The 15,018-nt window shown below is 60.4% G+C and carries 14 protein-coding genes; 4 read left to right on the top strand and 10 right to left on the bottom strand.

The window, feature by feature from the left end; translation table 11 throughout:
• Positions 1–474 precede the first annotated feature (474 nt).
• The 3 genes from GA0061100_RS28140 to GA0061100_RS28130 are packed head-to-tail and all read left to right on the top strand — an operon-like array spanning position 475 to position 3,719.
• Complete coding sequence (locus GA0061100_RS28140; RefSeq protein ID WP_075856162.1) at positions 475–1,956, top strand: DUF4153 domain-containing protein; 1,482 nt, start codon at positions 475–477, stop codon at positions 1,954–1,956.
• 45 nt (positions 1,957–2,001) lie between these two features.
• The gene (locus tag GA0061100_RS28135; RefSeq protein ID WP_075856161.1) at positions 2,002–2,706 is read left to right on the top strand and encodes a response regulator; all 705 of its coding nucleotides are present in this window, start codon (positions 2,002–2,004) and stop codon (positions 2,704–2,706) included.
• Entirely contained in the window at positions 2,706–3,719 is a 1,014-nt protein-coding gene (locus tag GA0061100_RS28130) for a HAMP domain-containing sensor histidine kinase (protein ID WP_075856160.1), read from the top strand. The genes GA0061100_RS28135 and GA0061100_RS28130 overlap by 1 nt, the downstream gene beginning before the upstream one ends.
• A gap of 97 nt (positions 3,720–3,816) precedes the next feature.
• On the opposite strand, the gene GA0061100_RS28125 is transcribed toward GA0061100_RS28130, so the two are convergent.
• From GA0061100_RS28125 to GA0061100_RS28115, 3 genes are all read right to left on the bottom strand, one after another.
• Complete coding sequence (locus GA0061100_RS28125; RefSeq protein ID WP_075856159.1) at positions 3,817–7,212, bottom strand: acyl-[ACP]--phospholipid O-acyltransferase; 3,396 nt, start codon at positions 7,210–7,212, stop codon at positions 3,817–3,819.
• Between the two features lie 90 nt (positions 7,213–7,302).
• Positions 7,303–7,584, bottom strand: coding sequence for a YiaA/YiaB family inner membrane protein (locus tag GA0061100_RS28120; protein WP_015343372.1), 282 nt, complete (start codon positions 7,582–7,584; stop codon positions 7,303–7,305).
• Between the two features lie 44 nt (positions 7,585–7,628).
• A complete protein-coding gene (locus GA0061100_RS28115; protein WP_075856158.1) occupies positions 7,629–8,318 on the bottom strand; it encodes a PspA/IM30 family protein in 690 nt (229 codons plus the stop codon).
• A gap of 111 nt (positions 8,319–8,429) precedes the next feature.
• Here GA0061100_RS28115 and GA0061100_RS28110 point away from each other — a divergent pair, with 111 nt between their 5' ends.
• Positions 8,430–9,038, top strand: coding sequence for a TetR/AcrR family transcriptional regulator (locus GA0061100_RS28110; RefSeq protein WP_075856157.1), 609 nt, complete (start codon positions 8,430–8,432; stop codon positions 9,036–9,038).
• Positions 9,039–9,053: 15 nt separating this feature from the next.
• Here the strand turns inward: GA0061100_RS28110 and GA0061100_RS28105 are convergent, their stop codons facing one another.
• The 7 genes from GA0061100_RS28105 to GA0061100_RS28070 all read right to left on the bottom strand — a co-directional run bounded on the left by GA0061100_RS28105 (position 9,054) and on the right by GA0061100_RS28070 (position 14,951).
• Positions 9,054–9,833 (bottom strand): polysaccharide deacetylase family protein, encoded by a 780-nt coding sequence (locus GA0061100_RS28105; RefSeq protein ID WP_083961460.1) that lies wholly within the window; start codon positions 9,831–9,833, stop codon positions 9,054–9,056.
• A 308-nt stretch (positions 9,834–10,141) separates the two neighbouring features.
• Complete coding sequence (gene minE, locus GA0061100_RS28100; RefSeq protein ID WP_075856156.1) at positions 10,142–10,402, bottom strand: cell division topological specificity factor MinE; 261 nt, start codon at positions 10,400–10,402, stop codon at positions 10,142–10,144.
• Positions 10,399–11,214 (bottom strand): septum site-determining protein MinD, encoded by an 816-nt coding sequence (gene minD, locus GA0061100_RS28095; protein WP_075856155.1) that lies wholly within the window; start codon positions 11,212–11,214, stop codon positions 10,399–10,401. The genes minE and minD overlap by 4 nt, the downstream gene beginning before the upstream one ends.
• Positions 11,215–11,243: 29 nt before the next feature.
• A complete protein-coding gene (minC, locus tag GA0061100_RS28090) occupies positions 11,244–11,975 on the bottom strand; it encodes a septum site-determining protein MinC (RefSeq protein WP_075856154.1) in 732 nt (243 codons plus the stop codon).
• 315 nt (positions 11,976–12,290) lie between these two features.
• Positions 12,291–12,707, bottom strand: a complete 417-nt coding sequence (locus GA0061100_RS28080) for an organic hydroperoxide resistance protein (RefSeq protein WP_015343380.1) — start codon at positions 12,705–12,707, stop codon at positions 12,291–12,293.
• Between the two features lie 184 nt (positions 12,708–12,891).
• Positions 12,892–14,214, bottom strand: a complete 1,323-nt coding sequence (locus GA0061100_RS28075) for a sensor histidine kinase (RefSeq protein WP_075856152.1) — start codon at positions 14,212–14,214, stop codon at positions 12,892–12,894.
• Entirely contained in the window at positions 14,211–14,951 is a 741-nt protein-coding gene (locus GA0061100_RS28070) for a response regulator (RefSeq protein WP_075856151.1), read from the bottom strand. Before GA0061100_RS28070 ends, GA0061100_RS28075 begins: the two co-directional genes overlap by 4 nt.
• Between the last annotated feature and the right edge of the window lie 67 nt (positions 14,952–15,018).

The raw sequence follows: 15,018 nt of genomic DNA, 5'->3' as shown, positions 1-15,018 counted from the left end.
CCGGCTGTCGTCAGGGGTGAGTACGACAGCCGCGTCAACAAATCGATTTTCAGACCGGCAATCCATAGGCCGACTGGAAGCTGGCAAACACAAGATTAAGTTCCACAAGTGACTGCCCCATTTTGAGACAAGTTTCATACAACGCTAAAATTTATCCTGCCAAGATTAGCCTTGTGCACGGCAATTGTTGTTCGGATCTCATACAAGGGTGATGATTTGAACTTTCCAACTTAACCCATTTTCCTGAATAGCTCCTCGGATTCTGCACAGATTCTGCAAAGGCTGGCGACATCGTCGCGCCATGAACAATACGACCGAGACAATCACAGCTCCGCCCGCCCGCCTGCCACGCAGTCTTCTCAAGGAAGGCTGGTGGCTGGAGGACGACCGTCACCCTCAAGCCGATCCGCCCGCTCAAGGGGCCAAAATCATATCCTTCGCCTTCGCCGAACATCTCGCACGGAGCCGATACCGATGAGCCTATCCGATGCAGCAGCCCTTCCCACAAACTCCACAAACAGCTCCAGTCGCAAATTCCTCACATTCATTGCCCTTCTCACCCTGGCTGACCTTCTACTTTTCGACAGGGAGCCTGGCCTCAATCTTTTTATCTTCACCAATGCCGTTGCCGTCGGTCTGCTGATCTCCTCCAGAAGAAGGCAATCCACTCAAAAGGTCGCGATATTTGTCGCCCTCAGCTTCGTCGGGTCCATGCCGCTTGCCGAAGCCACCTCCTGGATGGGCATCACAATCAGCCTTCTCAGCCTTTGCTTGATCTCGCTCGGCGCCGGCGGATTGATCCCACGGCAATGGACCCGCCTGCCGCTGATGCTGCTGCGCTTCCTTTTGGACGTGCCGGCACGGCCTTTCCGCCGCACCAGCTATCGCTGGCTGCAGCGCCTGCAAAAACCGTCACCGCGCGGCATCCGGCATCATCTTCGCAGCTGGATCATACCGCTGATTTTTGCTGCCGGCTTTCTCGCCCTCTTCGCAGCCGCCAATCCGCTGATCGACAAGACGCTGCGCAGCATCGACCTTACCTTCCTGCTGCAATTGCTGGATGCATGGCGCATCGGCTTCTGGCTTGTGGTCGCAGCCGTCCTGTCCCTGCTGCTTCGTCCACGCCTGATGCGCCGTCGCCGTCGTCGGCGCGATGTCCCCGATATCGTCGCCGGAGCCGAAGATGTGCTGTTCGGCCATGGTGTGCTGCTGCGCTCGCTGCTCGTCTTCAACGCACTGTTTGCCGTGCAGACGCTGCTCGATCTCACCTATCTCTGGGGCGGCGCGAGCCTGCCCGATGGCATGACCCATGCCGAATATGCCCATCGCGGTGCCTATCCACTGATGCTCACCGCAATCCTCGCCGCCATCTTCGTGCTTGCTGCCATGCGCCGCGGCGGCCCAGGCGACAGAAGCCCGCTGCTTCGCGGCCTGGTGCACCTTTGGATCATACAGAACATCCTGCTCTGCCTTTCCTCCATTCTGCGTCTCGACCTTTATGTCGAAGTCTATTCGCTAACGGAGCTGCGCGTTGCGGCCGGCATATGGATGGGCCTCGTCGCGATCGGCCTCTTTCTCATCCTCCTGCGCATCGTACTGCATCGCTCCAACGAATGGCTGATCGCTCTCAGTTCCGCGACGCTGGTCATTACGCTTTACGCGACAGCGCTCGCCGATATCCCAGCCTTCATCGCCCGCTTCAACGTTGCTCACAGCCGCGAGATATCGGGCGAAGGCATCGTGCTCGACCTCGATTATCTCTCGACACTCGGGCCTGCGGCCATCCCGGCACTCGACACCTATCTGATATCGCTGCCTGCCGACACCCAAGCCCGCAAAGTGCGCGAAGCACTTTTCTGGCAGCATCTCGGACGCTCGCACGATTGGCGCAGCTGGACATATCGCGATGCCCGCCTCGACGCTTACCTCAAAAATGATGCAACCCTTGTCAGATGAGGCGGAAACGAAGACAAAGAGCGGAATAACCAAAACAGGCATCGCATGGCACCGCGCATCCTTGTCGCTGACGACGAACCGAATATTCGCGACGTGATCTGCTTCGCGCTCGACCGCGCCGGCATGAAGACGACCACCGCGCGCAACGGCACCGAGGCCATGATGGCCTTTCACAAGGGCGGTCTTGATCTCATCGTCCTTGACATCGGCATGCCTGAGATGGACGGGTTGGAAGTCTGCCGCCGCATCCGCAAGACGTCGAACCTCCCGATCCTCTTCCTGTCGGCGCGCGACGAAGAAATCGACAGGATTTTGGGCCTGGAAATCGGTGGTGACGATTACGTCACCAAGCCCTTCAGCCCGCGTGAATTGGTCGCGCGGGTCCGGACCATCCTGAAGCGCAGCGGCCATGGCCCGGAGCCGGATGCGACCAAGGGTGCCGTTTCCGTTGGATCGTTGCGGCTCAATCGCGGCGGCCGCACGGCGAGTTTTGCCGATGTGCCTCTTACCCTGACAGCACTCGAATTCGCGATCCTCGACACGCTGCTGACGCGCCCGGAGATGGTCTTCAGCCGCGATCAGCTGATGGAGGCAGCCTATGGTGTAGACATGCAGGTGGCCGATCGCACCATCGACAGCCATATTCGCAATCTCCGCGCCAAGCTTTCGGCCGCCGGCGGCAGGGGCATCATCGCCACGGTGCACGGCATCGGCTTCAAGCTGACGGCAAACATCGAAGGAAGCGCCTGATGCGCGCGCCACGGGTGAAGTCGAAATGGCGACCGCCTCTCGCCCTCATCGTCTATGCCGTGCTTCTGACCGTGATGATGCTACCGGTCTTGACCGTCATATGGTTTCGCGTTGTGCGCGCCGCCTCCGGCGCCATGGCGCCGGCGGAGATTGCGACACTTGCCGCCGTTCTGATCCTGACCCTCATCGTCGCCTATGTTTTGACACGCACCCTGACCGTGCCGATCAACGCATTGATCGCGCGCACGGACGAGATCGCCCGCGGCGGACGCTCCGCAATCCGGCCGCTGGAAATCTACGGCACGCGCGAGGTCGCGACACTCTCGCAGAGCTTTCTCGATCTCGCCGGCAAACTGGTCGATCATTCAGACTACGTCCGCTCCTTCGCCGCCCACGTCTCCCATGAGCTGAAGTCGCCGTTGACCTCGATCAAGGGCGCAGCGGAGCTGCTGCGCGACGATGACGACACCAATCCGATGAGCCTGGAGCAGCGCAACCGCTTCCTCCAAAACATCATCGCCGACACCGAGCGGCTGGACCGGCTCCTGTCGCGCCTGCGCGAACTGGCCAAAGCCGAACTTCCATCCGAGCGAGGATCCACCAGCCTTCGGGACATCGTCGCCCAGCTGGAGATACAGTTTCGCCAACTGGCTATCAGTGACGAAAGCAACGCCGAGGAAATACTGGCGCTGCCCAGCGAAGCGGCCGGCATCATCTTCAGCAATCTGGCCGAAAATGCCTTTCAGAACGGCGCCACGACCCTTGCGATCAAGGCAAGCGACGAGGGGCGACGGACGACGATCCGGATGCGCGACAATGGGCACGGCATTGCCGACGGCAATCGGGATCGCATCTTCGAGCCCTTCTTCTCAACTCGGCGGGACGATGGCGGCACGGGCATGGGCCTCGGGATCGTCAGAGCGATGCTCGCTTCGCATGGGGGTAGCATCGAATTGCTCGATAGCGGCAAGGATGGCACGGCCTTTCAGATCGTCCTTCCAAATGCGGCCTGAAAGGGAATAGGCGCACTCCGCCATGATCGGGCGGCAATAACAAAAAGCGGCCGATGGCTGAAATCACCGGCCGCTCGGCTGTTGTAAGATCGGGAGCCTACGCCGCCTGTGACTGCGCCTGAGCTTCCAAAGCCATGGCACGCGCCGTGACGAAATCGACCTTGCCTGAGCCGAGAACCGGCACCTTGCCGACGGTCACTTCAGCGGGAATCATCATTTCCGTGGCACCCTTGGATTTGGCAAAGGCCAGGAAGTCGCTTCGTGTGGCGTTCGGCGCATCGGTCAGGAGTACCAAGCGCTCGCCCTTCTTGGCGTCAGGCACGGCCGAGACGACGCTCAGCGCGCCCGGCCAAAGTTGTGCGGCAAGGGTTTCCACCGCAGCAAGCGAGATCATCTCGCCGCCGATCTTGGCGAAGCGCTTGGCGCGGCCGCGGATCTTGACGAAGCCGTCCTCGTCGATGGTGACGATATCGCCGGTATCATGCCAGCCTTCCGGCAGAGGTTCGAGGACGCCGGGATTGTCGGCGCGCAGGTAGCCGGCCATCACATTGGCGCCACGGATCATAAGACGACCGCCCTCGTCGATGCCGGGAACCGGCTCGAGCTTCCATTCCATGCCGGGCATGATCTTGCCGACCGTTCCCGTGCGGTTGTACATCGGCGTGTTCAGCGAGATCACCGGGGCAGCCTCGGTGACGCCATAGCCTTCCAGAATGCGCAGGCCGAATTTCTCCATATAGACCTCGCGGGTCGATGCCTTCACCGGCTCGGCGCCCGAGAAGATGTAGCGGATCGATCTCAAGTCATAGGGATGCGCGGTGCGAGCATAACCATTCAGGAACGTATCCGTGCCGAAGACGATGGTGGCGTTCGAGACGTAAATCAGCTCCGGCACGATGCGGTAGTGCAGCGGCGACGGATAGAAGAACACCGGCACGCCCGAGACCAGCGGCAGGATCGTGCCCGCCGTCAGGCCGAAGGAATGGAACATCGGCAGGACGTTGAACACCTTGTCACCGGGGTGGAAGTCGATGCGCGAGGCCGCCTGGGCAGCGTTCGACAGGATATTGCGGTGCGTCAGCACCACGCCCTTCGGCGCACCTTCGGAACCGGAGGTAAAGAGGATCACAGCCGGATCGTCCGCGGTGCGCTTCACCAGCGGCCGATACTTACGCGTGAGGCCGACGATCTTGTTGAGGAAGGTCACCTGCGTGCGCAGTTCGTCCAGCCAGACGAATGTCACATGTTTTTCGAGTTCTTCGACCACTGGGCCGAGCTTGGCTTGCGTGATGAAGGCGCGCGAGCAAAGCACATGCTTGACCTCGGCCGTCCGGCAGGCGGAGAGGATGTTGGCAGCGCCGGCCGTGAAGTTCAGCATGGCCGGAACCTTGCCCGCCGACATGACGCCGAGGACGGTTGCGGCCGTGCCATTGGCGTTCGGCAGCATGACGCCCAGCGTCTTCTCGTTGGGGAACATCTTCTTGAACTTGGCGCCGAGTACCGCAGCGCCGGTCAGGAGCTTGGCATAGGAGAGCTTGCCGGCAATCGGATCCTCGACAGCGAGCTTCTTGCCGCCATATTCGTGGGCGCTTTCGATGACGCGGCCGAGGACGGTGTTGTTCGTATCGGCGGTGCGGAACATCAGCGCCGACATGATCTGATAGAGAGCGGCACCGGCGGCGATACGACGCTTCCTGCCCTTGAGTTCTGCGGGAACGTCGAGCTTGACCGGCTCGAGGATCGTCACCTTGACCTTCGGGAAAAGGCGGCGGCGCACATGGCTCGAGGTCAGGTAGGAGGCGTAGCTCTTTTCCAGGCCGTCGATGCGGACGGGCACGATCATCGCGCCGGTCTTGTCGGCGACCATGGCGGCACCGTCATAGACCTTCATCAGCGTACCCGTCACGGTCAGGCGGCCTTCGGGGAAGATGCCGACCGGGCTGCCGTCCTGGATGACCTTGATCAGCGAGCGCGTCGCCATGGGCTTGGTCGGGTCGAGCGGCAGGAACTTGCACATCTTCAAAAGCGGCCGCACCCACCATTTCTTGGCAAATGCAGTGTCGATGGCAAAGACGGGCTCTTCCTCGGTGATGGCAAGCGCGAGCGCACCGTCAAGCAGGCTCACATGATTGAGCGCGATGATCGGCGCCGGGCCGGCCTTGCGGATGTTTTCCAGACCCTCGACTTCCAGCCGCATGAAGGCGCGGAAGATGATGGAGATGAGATCGCGGAAGGCGTTGGTCGGCAGCATCTTCAGCATGAGCCAGGCAATCGCCACGTTGAGCACGGAGATGCTGAGGATGATGACCGGGATCGACAGACCCACGGCCTGCAGCACGGCGACAAGGGCGAGGCCAACCGCGATGAAGAGAGCGGAGAGCACATTCGAGGCGCCGATGACACGGGCGCGGCGATCCTCGTTTGCCCAGCTCTGCATGGCCGAGAAGGTCGGGACAGCCAGGAAGGCACCGCCGATTGCCATGCCGGCGAGATCGATGGCAACGCGGATGGTCTTCGGCCCGGCAAAGAAGGCAAGAATGGTTTCGGCGTGGCTGGTCGACTGCAGGCCCCAGAGGTTCCAGGCGAGATCAAGGCCGAAGAGCGCGACTATCAGCATGCCGATCGGCGCCGGCAAAAGCACGATGCGACCGGCAGCCATCCATCCGGCAATGGCCGAGCCGATGGCGACGGAGATGGCGAAGATTGCCAGATAGGCGGGAACGACGATTTCCGAGCCGCCGAGAATATCAGTGACCATGACCGGCAGCATCGACATGATGAAGGCGCCGACGAACCAGAACCAGCAGTTCATCAGCGAGGCGCGCCAGATGCGGCTATCGGCACGAAGCTCGTTGACCAGCCGATGGCTGGAACGCACGACATTCTTATCGACGATGAGATCAGGCGCCTTCGAACCGGTCGAGGGAATCATGCGGGCGGCAAACCAGCAGAGGACGGAGAGCCCCATCATCATCGGGCCAAAGATCCAGACATTCTCGCCCTCGCGGAAGGCGACGGCGGCCACCATCGTGCCGGTGAGAATGGCGATGAAGGTGCCGCCCTCGATCCAGGCATTGGCCTTGGGGAGATCCCGGTTTTCCAGGTGATCGGGCAGGATGCCGTATTTGATCGGCCCGAAGAGCGAGGAAATGACGCCGAAGCCGAAGAGGGCAAGCATCAGGATCCAGATCGAGGAGAAGGCAATGCCGACGACCGAGATCGCCGCCACGAGAAGCTCGCAGCGCTTCAGAAGCTCGGCCATCTTGGCCTTGTCGTATTTGTCGGCAAGCTCACCGGCAATCGCCGACAGGAGCAGGAACGGCACGATGAAGATGCCGCCGGCAAGCGTCACCAGCGCCGCGCCCTCCGTCGCCATCTGCGCGAGGATGACGAAAACCAGAGTTTGCTTCAGGAAATTATCATTGAAGGCAGTCAGGAATTGCGTCCAGAACAGCGGAGCGAACTTCCTCGATCTCATCAGGTGCTTTTGCATGGCGTATCCCTCATTCAGCCAACAAGACGCCACAGAGTTGTTACGCAAAGGTTGAGCGCGGATACAACTCTGCAGCGTCGTTAATAAAGATTAGTCCTGACCGTCACGATTGAACTTAACCAGAAGCTTCTCCGTGCGGGCATCCTCTACCTTGCGGATCAGCTTGTCAGCCTCGCTATTGTCGCGGATCGTCTTGGTGACGTTGACCGCCGTCTGCACCAGCATCAGGATGCCCATGGCGAGATAGCCTTTGCCCCAGAGATCGATCGGCATCATGTAGAGGCCGACGAGCAGCATGAAAGCGGCAGCGGCAAAAGAGATGTAGGAGAAGCTGACCCAAGCCTGGGAATGTTTCTGGAAGCTGTCGTTCATGATCGTATCCTCTCGATTATCTAATGTGTTTGATGTGTTCGTTTTCAGGCTGCTGAATTCATACGCTCACGCAGGCGGGCCAGCACGTCGTCGGCAGACGGGCCGAGCGGTGCGCCGCAACCGGCATTGGCGAGTTTTTCGATGATATGTGCCTGCCGGCTTGCTGCGTTCATTTCCTTCATGGCCGAGGCTGCGATCTCGCAGCGGCTCTGATAGGCCTGAAGACGAGCAAGCGTTTCCTCGGCGTCGTCGAGCGTCGCCAAGCCGGAATTGTCGTCGCAGGCGGCACTGAGCTTCTGCGTCTGCTCGGTTGCACGCGCCAGGCGCTCGCCGCGCTGCAATTCCTGTAGCCGCGCTTCCGATGTGCGAACGGTTGCCTTGAGTTTGCCGACCGTCTGGACAAATTGCGTCTGCGCCTTCTCCGACGCATCGCGCTCGGCTTCGAGCTGGGCGATCGCCTCGGCCGCCTCCCTGGCAAGCTCGTCGCTGCCCTTCTGCAGGGCGGCAACGGCGCGTGTTTCCAGATCCGTAATGCGGCCGACGACCGCTGCGTGACGGCTTTTTTCCTGCTCATTTTGTGCAATGGCAATCGCCACTGCCCGCCGTGCCGATTGAATGGCGCTGGCCGCCTCGCGGATCTGCTGCGCCAGCAACGGCACGGCGTTCCGATCGATGAACGCCTGCTCCGCATCGTAGGCCCGACCGCGAATAAGCGTCAGAATTGAATTGAACATTTGTCGTCTCCCGTTTATGAACGATGTTCACAAAACGATGTATGCCAGAATCATGAACGGCGTTCAAGAAAAATTTTGAACAACGTTCAAAAAATCGAACTGGAATTGAAAATGGCGAGAAAAACACTGGAAAAGCGCGAGGATCTGAAGCTCAGGCTGATCGAGGCGGCGCGCAATCGCATAGCGGCCGATGGCCTTTCCAATCTCAGGGCGCGCGATGTCACGCAGGATGTCGGCTGCGCCCTCGGCGGCCTCTATACGGTCTTTGCCGATCTCGACGATCTTGTCATTCACGTCAACTCGGCGACATTGAAGGGGCTCGAAGCTTCCCTGACGCTGGCGGAAGTCAAGGATCACACGCCGACGGATCGATTGCGCAATCTCGCGCGCGGCTATCTGCGCTTCGCAGTCACCCACCGCAATCTATGGAAGGCGCTTTTCGACCATCGACCGCCAGACAATCGTCCGAGCCCGGAATGGCATCTGGAGGAGCATATGTTCCTGATGGGCGTCATTGCCGAGCCACTGGCCGAATTGCAGCCGAACATGTCGGAGACGGCGCGCGCCATCCGCGCGAGAACCCTGTTTGGTGCCGTGCATGGCGTCGTCAGCATCAGCCTTGAGGGACGGTTTGTCGGCCTGCCGATCGAGAGCCTGGAACAGGAGCTCGACGATTTCATCCTGACGGTCGCGGCCGGCGCTGCGGCGAGACAAGGCTAGCCGGAATCCTGGCAATCATGGGCTCGAGGGCGCATAATTCCGGATGTCGCCGAAAGCGTAGCCGCGATCGCGCAGCTTGCGTATCAGCGACTGCAGATTTTCGCGGCCGTTGAACTGATCCTGAAACATCTGATCGTGCATCAGCAGGATCATCTTTCCGCGCTGCGTGAAGCGACCGTATTGGAATAGATGGTCGATCTCGTTGACCAGATGGTCCACCGACTGAACCGGCTTGCCGTCGTCGCTGTGCACCCATTCGAAATCCCAGCCGTAGAGATAGAACCCCGCCTCGGCGACAAGCTCGTAGTCAAGCCATTCGCGCTCCCATTGAGCGACGTTGATGGACAGATCCTCGCGCGACACTGTCGGAAGCCGGAAGACGTCCCTGCCCGGCAGCCGCGCATTGACGATCGGCGTCAGGCCGAGCACCTGGTTGGCGTGCAACATGTCGGCAACCACGGCCTGGGTGTTGGAATAGTATCGTCTGTAGCGATTATTGGCGTGGCTGTAGCTGTGATTGCCGACCGTCACCAGCGGCATCGCCTTGGCTTCGGCCAGAAGGTCGCGGCCGGCGGGGATGGTTTCCACGTGCAGGCCGACCATGAACATGGCGGCGGGAACATTTTCCTGACTCAGCACGGAAAGGACATTTTGCGTTCCCGGCAAGGGCCCATCATCGAATGTCAGGTAGATCGTCTTGTCCGCCGCCTGGGCGGAGATGGCGCAAGCCGCGGCAAGGATGCCGGCGAGCAAGCATCTGAAGACCGCATTCCATTGATGTTTCAATCCACCCAAGCCAGCCGCCTCCCGCATGATCGCCGCAAACTGGCACATCGGATTGGACAAGAAAAGCGCCGCGAATGCGACAAAAGCAAAGGGCGCTCTACCCATTTCTGGGGAGCGCCCTTGCTTTTTAACCCGGACAGCGAACACCGGCTCGACACAGAAATGTCAGCGCAGCAGGCCATCGTTACAGGTGATGACGTGCAAATAATAGCGAATCACACCCTTTGCAAGGGTAAACTTCGAAAAAGTCGAAGTTCCACCACATGGCAAAAACCATGTGGCATCATTCGCACATAGGAGCGGCGCCTTGGCGGCCGTCACGCAGCCTGCAACGCCGCATCACGCGGGATCTCGACGTCGATCTCCAGCATGGAGACGTCCTTGTCGCGATCCATCTTCACCTGCACCTTGTCACGGTCGACCTGTACATGCTTGGCGATGACGGCGAGGATTTCCTCTCTCAGCACGGATACGAGATCCGAGCCCACAGAGGCGCGCTCGTGGGCAAGGAGGATCTGCAGGCGCTCGCGCGCCATCGGTGCAGATCTCTGCTTGCGGAACAGTCCGAAAATGCTCATGCGGCCCTCCTTGCGAAGATTTTGCCGAAGATACCCCGCTTCTCGCCTGGGATGGTGATCGGCACTTGCTCGCCGGCAAGACGGCGTGCGGCTTCGAAATAGGCAAGCGACGGCGCGCAGCGCGCATCGGCAAGCGTAACCGGCGAGCCGAGGTTAGAGGCGCGCAGGACGTCCGTGCTTTCCGGGATGATACCGAGCAGCGGAATGGAGAGGATTTCGAGCACGTCGTCGACCTTCAGCATGTCGCCGCGTTCGGCGCGACCGGCATCGAAGCGGGTCAGCAGAAGATGCTTTTCCATGCGCTCGCCGCGCTCTGCCTTCAGCGTCTTGGAGTCGAGCAGGCCGATGATGCGATCGGAATCGCGCACCGACGAGACTTCCGGGTTGGTGACGACGACGGCGACGTCGGCATGACGCATGGCAAGCGTTGCGCCGCGCTCGATGCCCGCCGGGCTATCGCAGATCACCCAGTCGAAATAGTTCTTGAGCTCGTTGATGACGCGCTCGACACCCTCGGGCGTCAGATTGTCCTTGTCGCGGGTCTGCGAAGCCGGCAGGAGGAAGAGCGTCTCCAGCCGCTTGTCGCGGATCAGCGCCTGCGGCAGCTTGGCGTCACCATGAATAACGTTGACGAGGTCATAAACTACGCGGCGTTCCGCGCCCATTACCAGATCGAGATTGCGCAGGCCGACGTCGAAATCGACGACGACGACCTTTTCGTTTCTCTGTGCCAGAGCCGCCCCCAATGCGGCCGTCGAAGTTGTCTTTCCAACTCCGCCCTTGCCCGATGTGACGACGATTACCTTGCCCATCTCGCTCTCCTGTTTTGGCCGGCTTCGGCTCAGATTAGTTTTTCAGCCATGATCGTTTCACCATCCAGCCAGAGCTGGACAGGCTGCCCTCTGAGGCTGGGTGATACGTCTTCTGCCATCTTGTAGATTCCATCGATCGCCAGAAGCTCAGCCTCGAGCTTGCGGCAAAAAATTCGCGCCGAGGCATTGCCGATCGAACCCGCCATGGCGCGGCCCCGCAGGGCGCCGTAGATATGGACCGATCCGCCTGCGATGACCTCAGCCCCGGATGCCACCGAACCGATGACGGTGACATCGCCTTCCGGAAAGATCACCGACTGGCCGGAACGCACCGGCTCGCGGATGATCAGCGACTGCGTGACCGGCCGGATTTCCGGCGGCGACGCCTTGGGTTCGCTGTTGCGGCGCTCCACCACCGGCTCGGCCTCGGAGACCTCGAAATCAGCGGCAGGACGCCCGCCCTTCAGGATCGGCGGCATGCCAGGCCCTGATATCGACGGGCGACCGCCCTCGATGCCCATGATGCTGACATTGCGGGCCGAAAGCTCTGATATCAGCTCCTTGAGCTGCGCCTTGTCGATCGGCAGATCGGTGATGTCGAGCACGACCGGCCGCCCCAGAAAGAAGCCGGCCGAACGGGCTGCTAGATCGTCAAGCCTTGTCAACCACTGATCCAGCGGAAGATCCGGCGAAAGCATGACCGCAAGAAATGAGCGGCCCTTGATACGGATCGAACGAGCGTCTGTTAGCACTTTGGTCATCTATGTGAATAAATCGTTGATCCTGTGTACCGCTCATATGGTTAACAAGTGGTTAATACGGGGCTCCATTCGCGCCCGAACCGCCCCATAAAACAGCGATGCTCGTAAGCGTCGAAGGCTCGTTCGAGCCGGGGTCGTAGACGCATGGAGCGGCGAAAATCGCAGCTCCTGCAAGGAGAAGAATGATAGCCTTCATGTGATCCTCCATGCGCAAGGCATGACCTGCCCTGCCTGAAATTCGATGTGATAAAAATTAACGTTTCTGCGCGCCGCCCCCTCCAGGAACGACGCGCAATGTCGATGCGCGGGTGATTCTCAGGCGAGCTTCAGCTCGACATTGATGTTGCCGCGGGTAGCCTTCGAATAAGGGCAGGTCTGATGGGCTTCCTCGACCAGCGTGCGTGCGAGCTCCGGCTCGATGCCGGGCATGCTGACGGTCAGGCGAGCCTGCAGAAAGTAGGCGCCTTCCGTGGTGCCGAGGTCCACTTCTGCATCGACAGCAAGATCGGCCGGAAGCTTGACCTTGCGCTTGCCGGCGGCAAGGCCCATCGCACCGATGAAGCAGGCCGACCAGCCGGCTGCGAAAAGCTGCTCGGGATTAGTGCCGGCATGGGCGCTGCCCGGAGGCGAAAGCTTGACATCCAGCTGATTGTCATCGCTGCGGGCCGAGCCGTCACGGCCGCCGATGGTGTGGGTCTTGGCGGTATAGAGAACCTTGTCGATCTTGGTCATGGAACACTCCTTTGTTGCGTTGCCCGCGCTGTTTTGGTGTGGGGCAACGTCTGTTGACGGAGTTGTTTTTGATGGATCGACGTATCCGGCATGTTTCCGAAATCGCCGGAAGTGTTACAAAACGTAGAGCCTAACAGGCCGGATACAAACGCTTACAAATCGCCCGAAAATCTTTTGAGACCGATCAGGAAATAACGACCTCGGCCGCAAGACCACCGCCTTCGCGATTGTAAAGCCTGACGGAGCCGCCCAGCGTCTGGGCGAGCTGCTGGGCAATCGCCAGCCCAAGCCCAGCACCGCCGGTGTTGCGGTTGCGCGACTGCTCCAGCCGGAAGAAGGGCTGCATGGCCGCCTCGATCTGCTCCTGCGGAATGCCGGGGCCACGGTCCAGCACCGTTATAGTGATCTGGCCCGTCTCCCTGCGTTCCACCGCGATTTCCGCCGCGCCGGCGAATTTCAGGGCATTGTCGATGAAGTTGGTGAGGATGCGACGCAGCGCATGCGGCTTCGTTGTCGCCGTCCCCTGGATGAGGCCGAGAATCTCGACGGATTTGCCGGTGTCCTGATAGTCGTAGCTGATGCTTTCGATGAAGGAGGCAAGATCGATGCGCGCGCTCTTCTCGCCATTGCCATGGGCGCTGCGCGCATATGCGATCCCGTCCTGTACCAGACGCTCGATCTCGCCGAGATCCTGCAAAAGCTTGGTCTTCTCGGGCGAATCGTCGGCAATATCGGCGCGCAGGCGCATGCGGGTGATTGGCGTCTGCAGATCGTGCGAGATGGCTGCGAGAATCTGCACGCGCTCTTCAAGATAATGCGCGATCCGGTCGCGCATCGCGTTGAAGGCCTTGGCCGTATGCGCAACCTCGCTTGGCCCCCGATCGCTCAATGCCGGCCCCTTCTTGTTTGGGTCGAGGGCATCGGCGGCGGCGGCGAATTCGGCAAGCGGCCGGATTGCCTGTCGCACCGCAAACCAGGTGCAAAGGACAATCAACAGCATCTGCACGACGAAGACATAGGGCAGCCAGGCCGCAATCGGCATAATGCCTTTCGGCGTTACATCGATCGTCAGCGGACTGCCGTCACTCAGGTTGAGATGCGCCTGCAGCCGCATGACAGGGCCTGGTATCGATTCCATTGTGATGGGAAAGCGATGACCGACGGCATCCTCGATCTTGGAAGCAATCTCTCCGCCACGGACCGACGTATCCGGCACGCCGGGCAGACCGTCGCCCAGTTCGAAATTGTAATTGCCGCGACTCAGCCAATCGACAAAATTTGCCCGCTCATCCGCCGGCAGACGATCAAGGACTGCGATCGACGTTGCAACATCGCTCTCCAACGTGCCGAGCATGACGGCCTTGGCCGACATGTAGCGCTCCAGATAGAGCACGCTGAAGGACAAGCCGTAGGCGATCGCCAATCCGGCAAGCAGGATCAGAAAGATGCGCGAACGCAGGGTTCTGGGCCACCACGGCCGGTGACCTGAGAGGTCGACCATGCTCATGAGCGAAGCTCCGCAATTTCCACCGGCACGGAGAAGACATAGCCTTCGCTGCGAACCGTCTTGATGTACATCGGCTCGCGTGCATCATCCCCCAGACGCTGGCGGAGACGGCTGACGAGCAGGTCGATGGAACGATCGAAGAGATCGGCGTCGCGGCCCTGCGTCAGGTTCAGCAGCTGATCGCGATTGAGCACCCGCTGCGGGTGGTCGATGAAGACGCGCAGCAGGCGATATTCCGCGCCGCTGAGCGTGATCTCCGTGCCGTCCTTGTCGAGCAGATGCCTCCCAACGGTATCGAGCCGCCAATCCCCGAAGACCAGCATCTGGCCGACTTCGCTGATCTGCAGGTTGGGCGGCAGCATGCGGGTGCGGCGCAGAACCGCTTTGATGCGGGCAAGCAGCTCGCGCGCGGCGAAGGGCTTTGCCAGATAGTCGTCCGCGCCCATTTCGAGGCCGAGAATGCGATCCATTTCATCATCGCGCGCCGTCAGCATGAGGACGGGTGTCGCCTTGTGCTTTCCGGCGCGAAGCTCGCGACACAGCACAAGGCCGTCGTCTCCCGGCATCATCACGTCCAGCACGATCAGATCGACCGAATTGGCCTCGAGGAAGCTGCGCATCTGCCGGCCGTCGGCAGCCGTCGTCGCCCGCAAGCCATTCTTTTTCAGATAGCTCGACACCAGCTCACGGATTTCCCGATCGTCATCCACGATCAGGATATGGTCGACATGTTCCATTTCGATTTCCCACTCATCATCGTAAGCATCAAGCTACGAATATTCTTCCCTTACGGCGCCAACAGCT

Origin of the sequence: Martinezella hainanensis (assembly GCF_900094555.1) — a bacterium.
Taxonomy (GTDB): Bacteria; Pseudomonadota; Alphaproteobacteria; order Rhizobiales; family Rhizobiaceae; genus Rhizobium; species Rhizobium hainanense.
The sequence above is the reverse complement of the archived record's forward strand: the minus strand, read 5'-3'. Positions and strand labels throughout refer to the sequence as shown.

Bases quoted from the DNA above. Each gene is read 5' to 3' on its own strand.
- GA0061100_RS28125 (WP_075856159.1), bottom strand. From the start codon at position 7,212: ATGCAAAAGCACCTGATGAGATCGAGGAAGTTCGCTCCGCTGTTCTGG.
- GA0061100_RS28070 (WP_075856151.1), bottom strand. From the start codon at position 14,951: ATGGAACATGTCGACCATATCCTGATCGTGGATGACGATCGGGAAATC.
- GA0061100_RS28130 (WP_075856160.1), top strand. From the start codon at position 2,706: ATGCGCGCGCCACGGGTGAAGTCGAAATGGCGACCGCCTCTCGCCCTC.
- GA0061100_RS28140 (WP_075856162.1), top strand. From the start codon at position 475: ATGAGCCTATCCGATGCAGCAGCCCTTCCCACAAACTCCACAAACAGC.
- GA0061100_RS28135 (WP_075856161.1), top strand. From the start codon at position 2,002: ATGGCACCGCGCATCCTTGTCGCTGACGACGAACCGAATATTCGCGAC.
- GA0061100_RS28120 (WP_015343372.1), bottom strand. From the start codon at position 7,584: ATGAACGACAGCTTCCAGAAACATTCCCAGGCTTGGGTCAGCTTCTCC.
- minE (WP_075856156.1), bottom strand. From the start codon at position 10,402: ATGAGCATTTTCGGACTGTTCCGCAAGCAGAGATCTGCACCGATGGCG.
- GA0061100_RS28115 (WP_075856158.1), bottom strand. From the start codon at position 8,318: ATGTTCAATTCAATTCTGACGCTTATTCGCGGTCGGGCCTACGATGCG.
- minC (WP_075856154.1), bottom strand. From the start codon at position 11,975: ATGACCAAAGTGCTAACAGACGCTCGTTCGATCCGTATCAAGGGCCGC.
- GA0061100_RS28075 (WP_075856152.1), bottom strand. From the start codon at position 14,214: ATGAGCATGGTCGACCTCTCAGGTCACCGGCCGTGGTGGCCCAGAACC.
- GA0061100_RS28080 (WP_015343380.1), bottom strand. From the start codon at position 12,707: ATGACCAAGATCGACAAGGTTCTCTATACCGCCAAGACCCACACCATC.
- GA0061100_RS28110 (WP_075856157.1), top strand. From the start codon at position 8,430: ATGGCGAGAAAAACACTGGAAAAGCGCGAGGATCTGAAGCTCAGGCTG.
- minD (WP_075856155.1), bottom strand. From the start codon at position 11,214: ATGGGCAAGGTAATCGTCGTCACATCGGGCAAGGGCGGAGTTGGAAAG.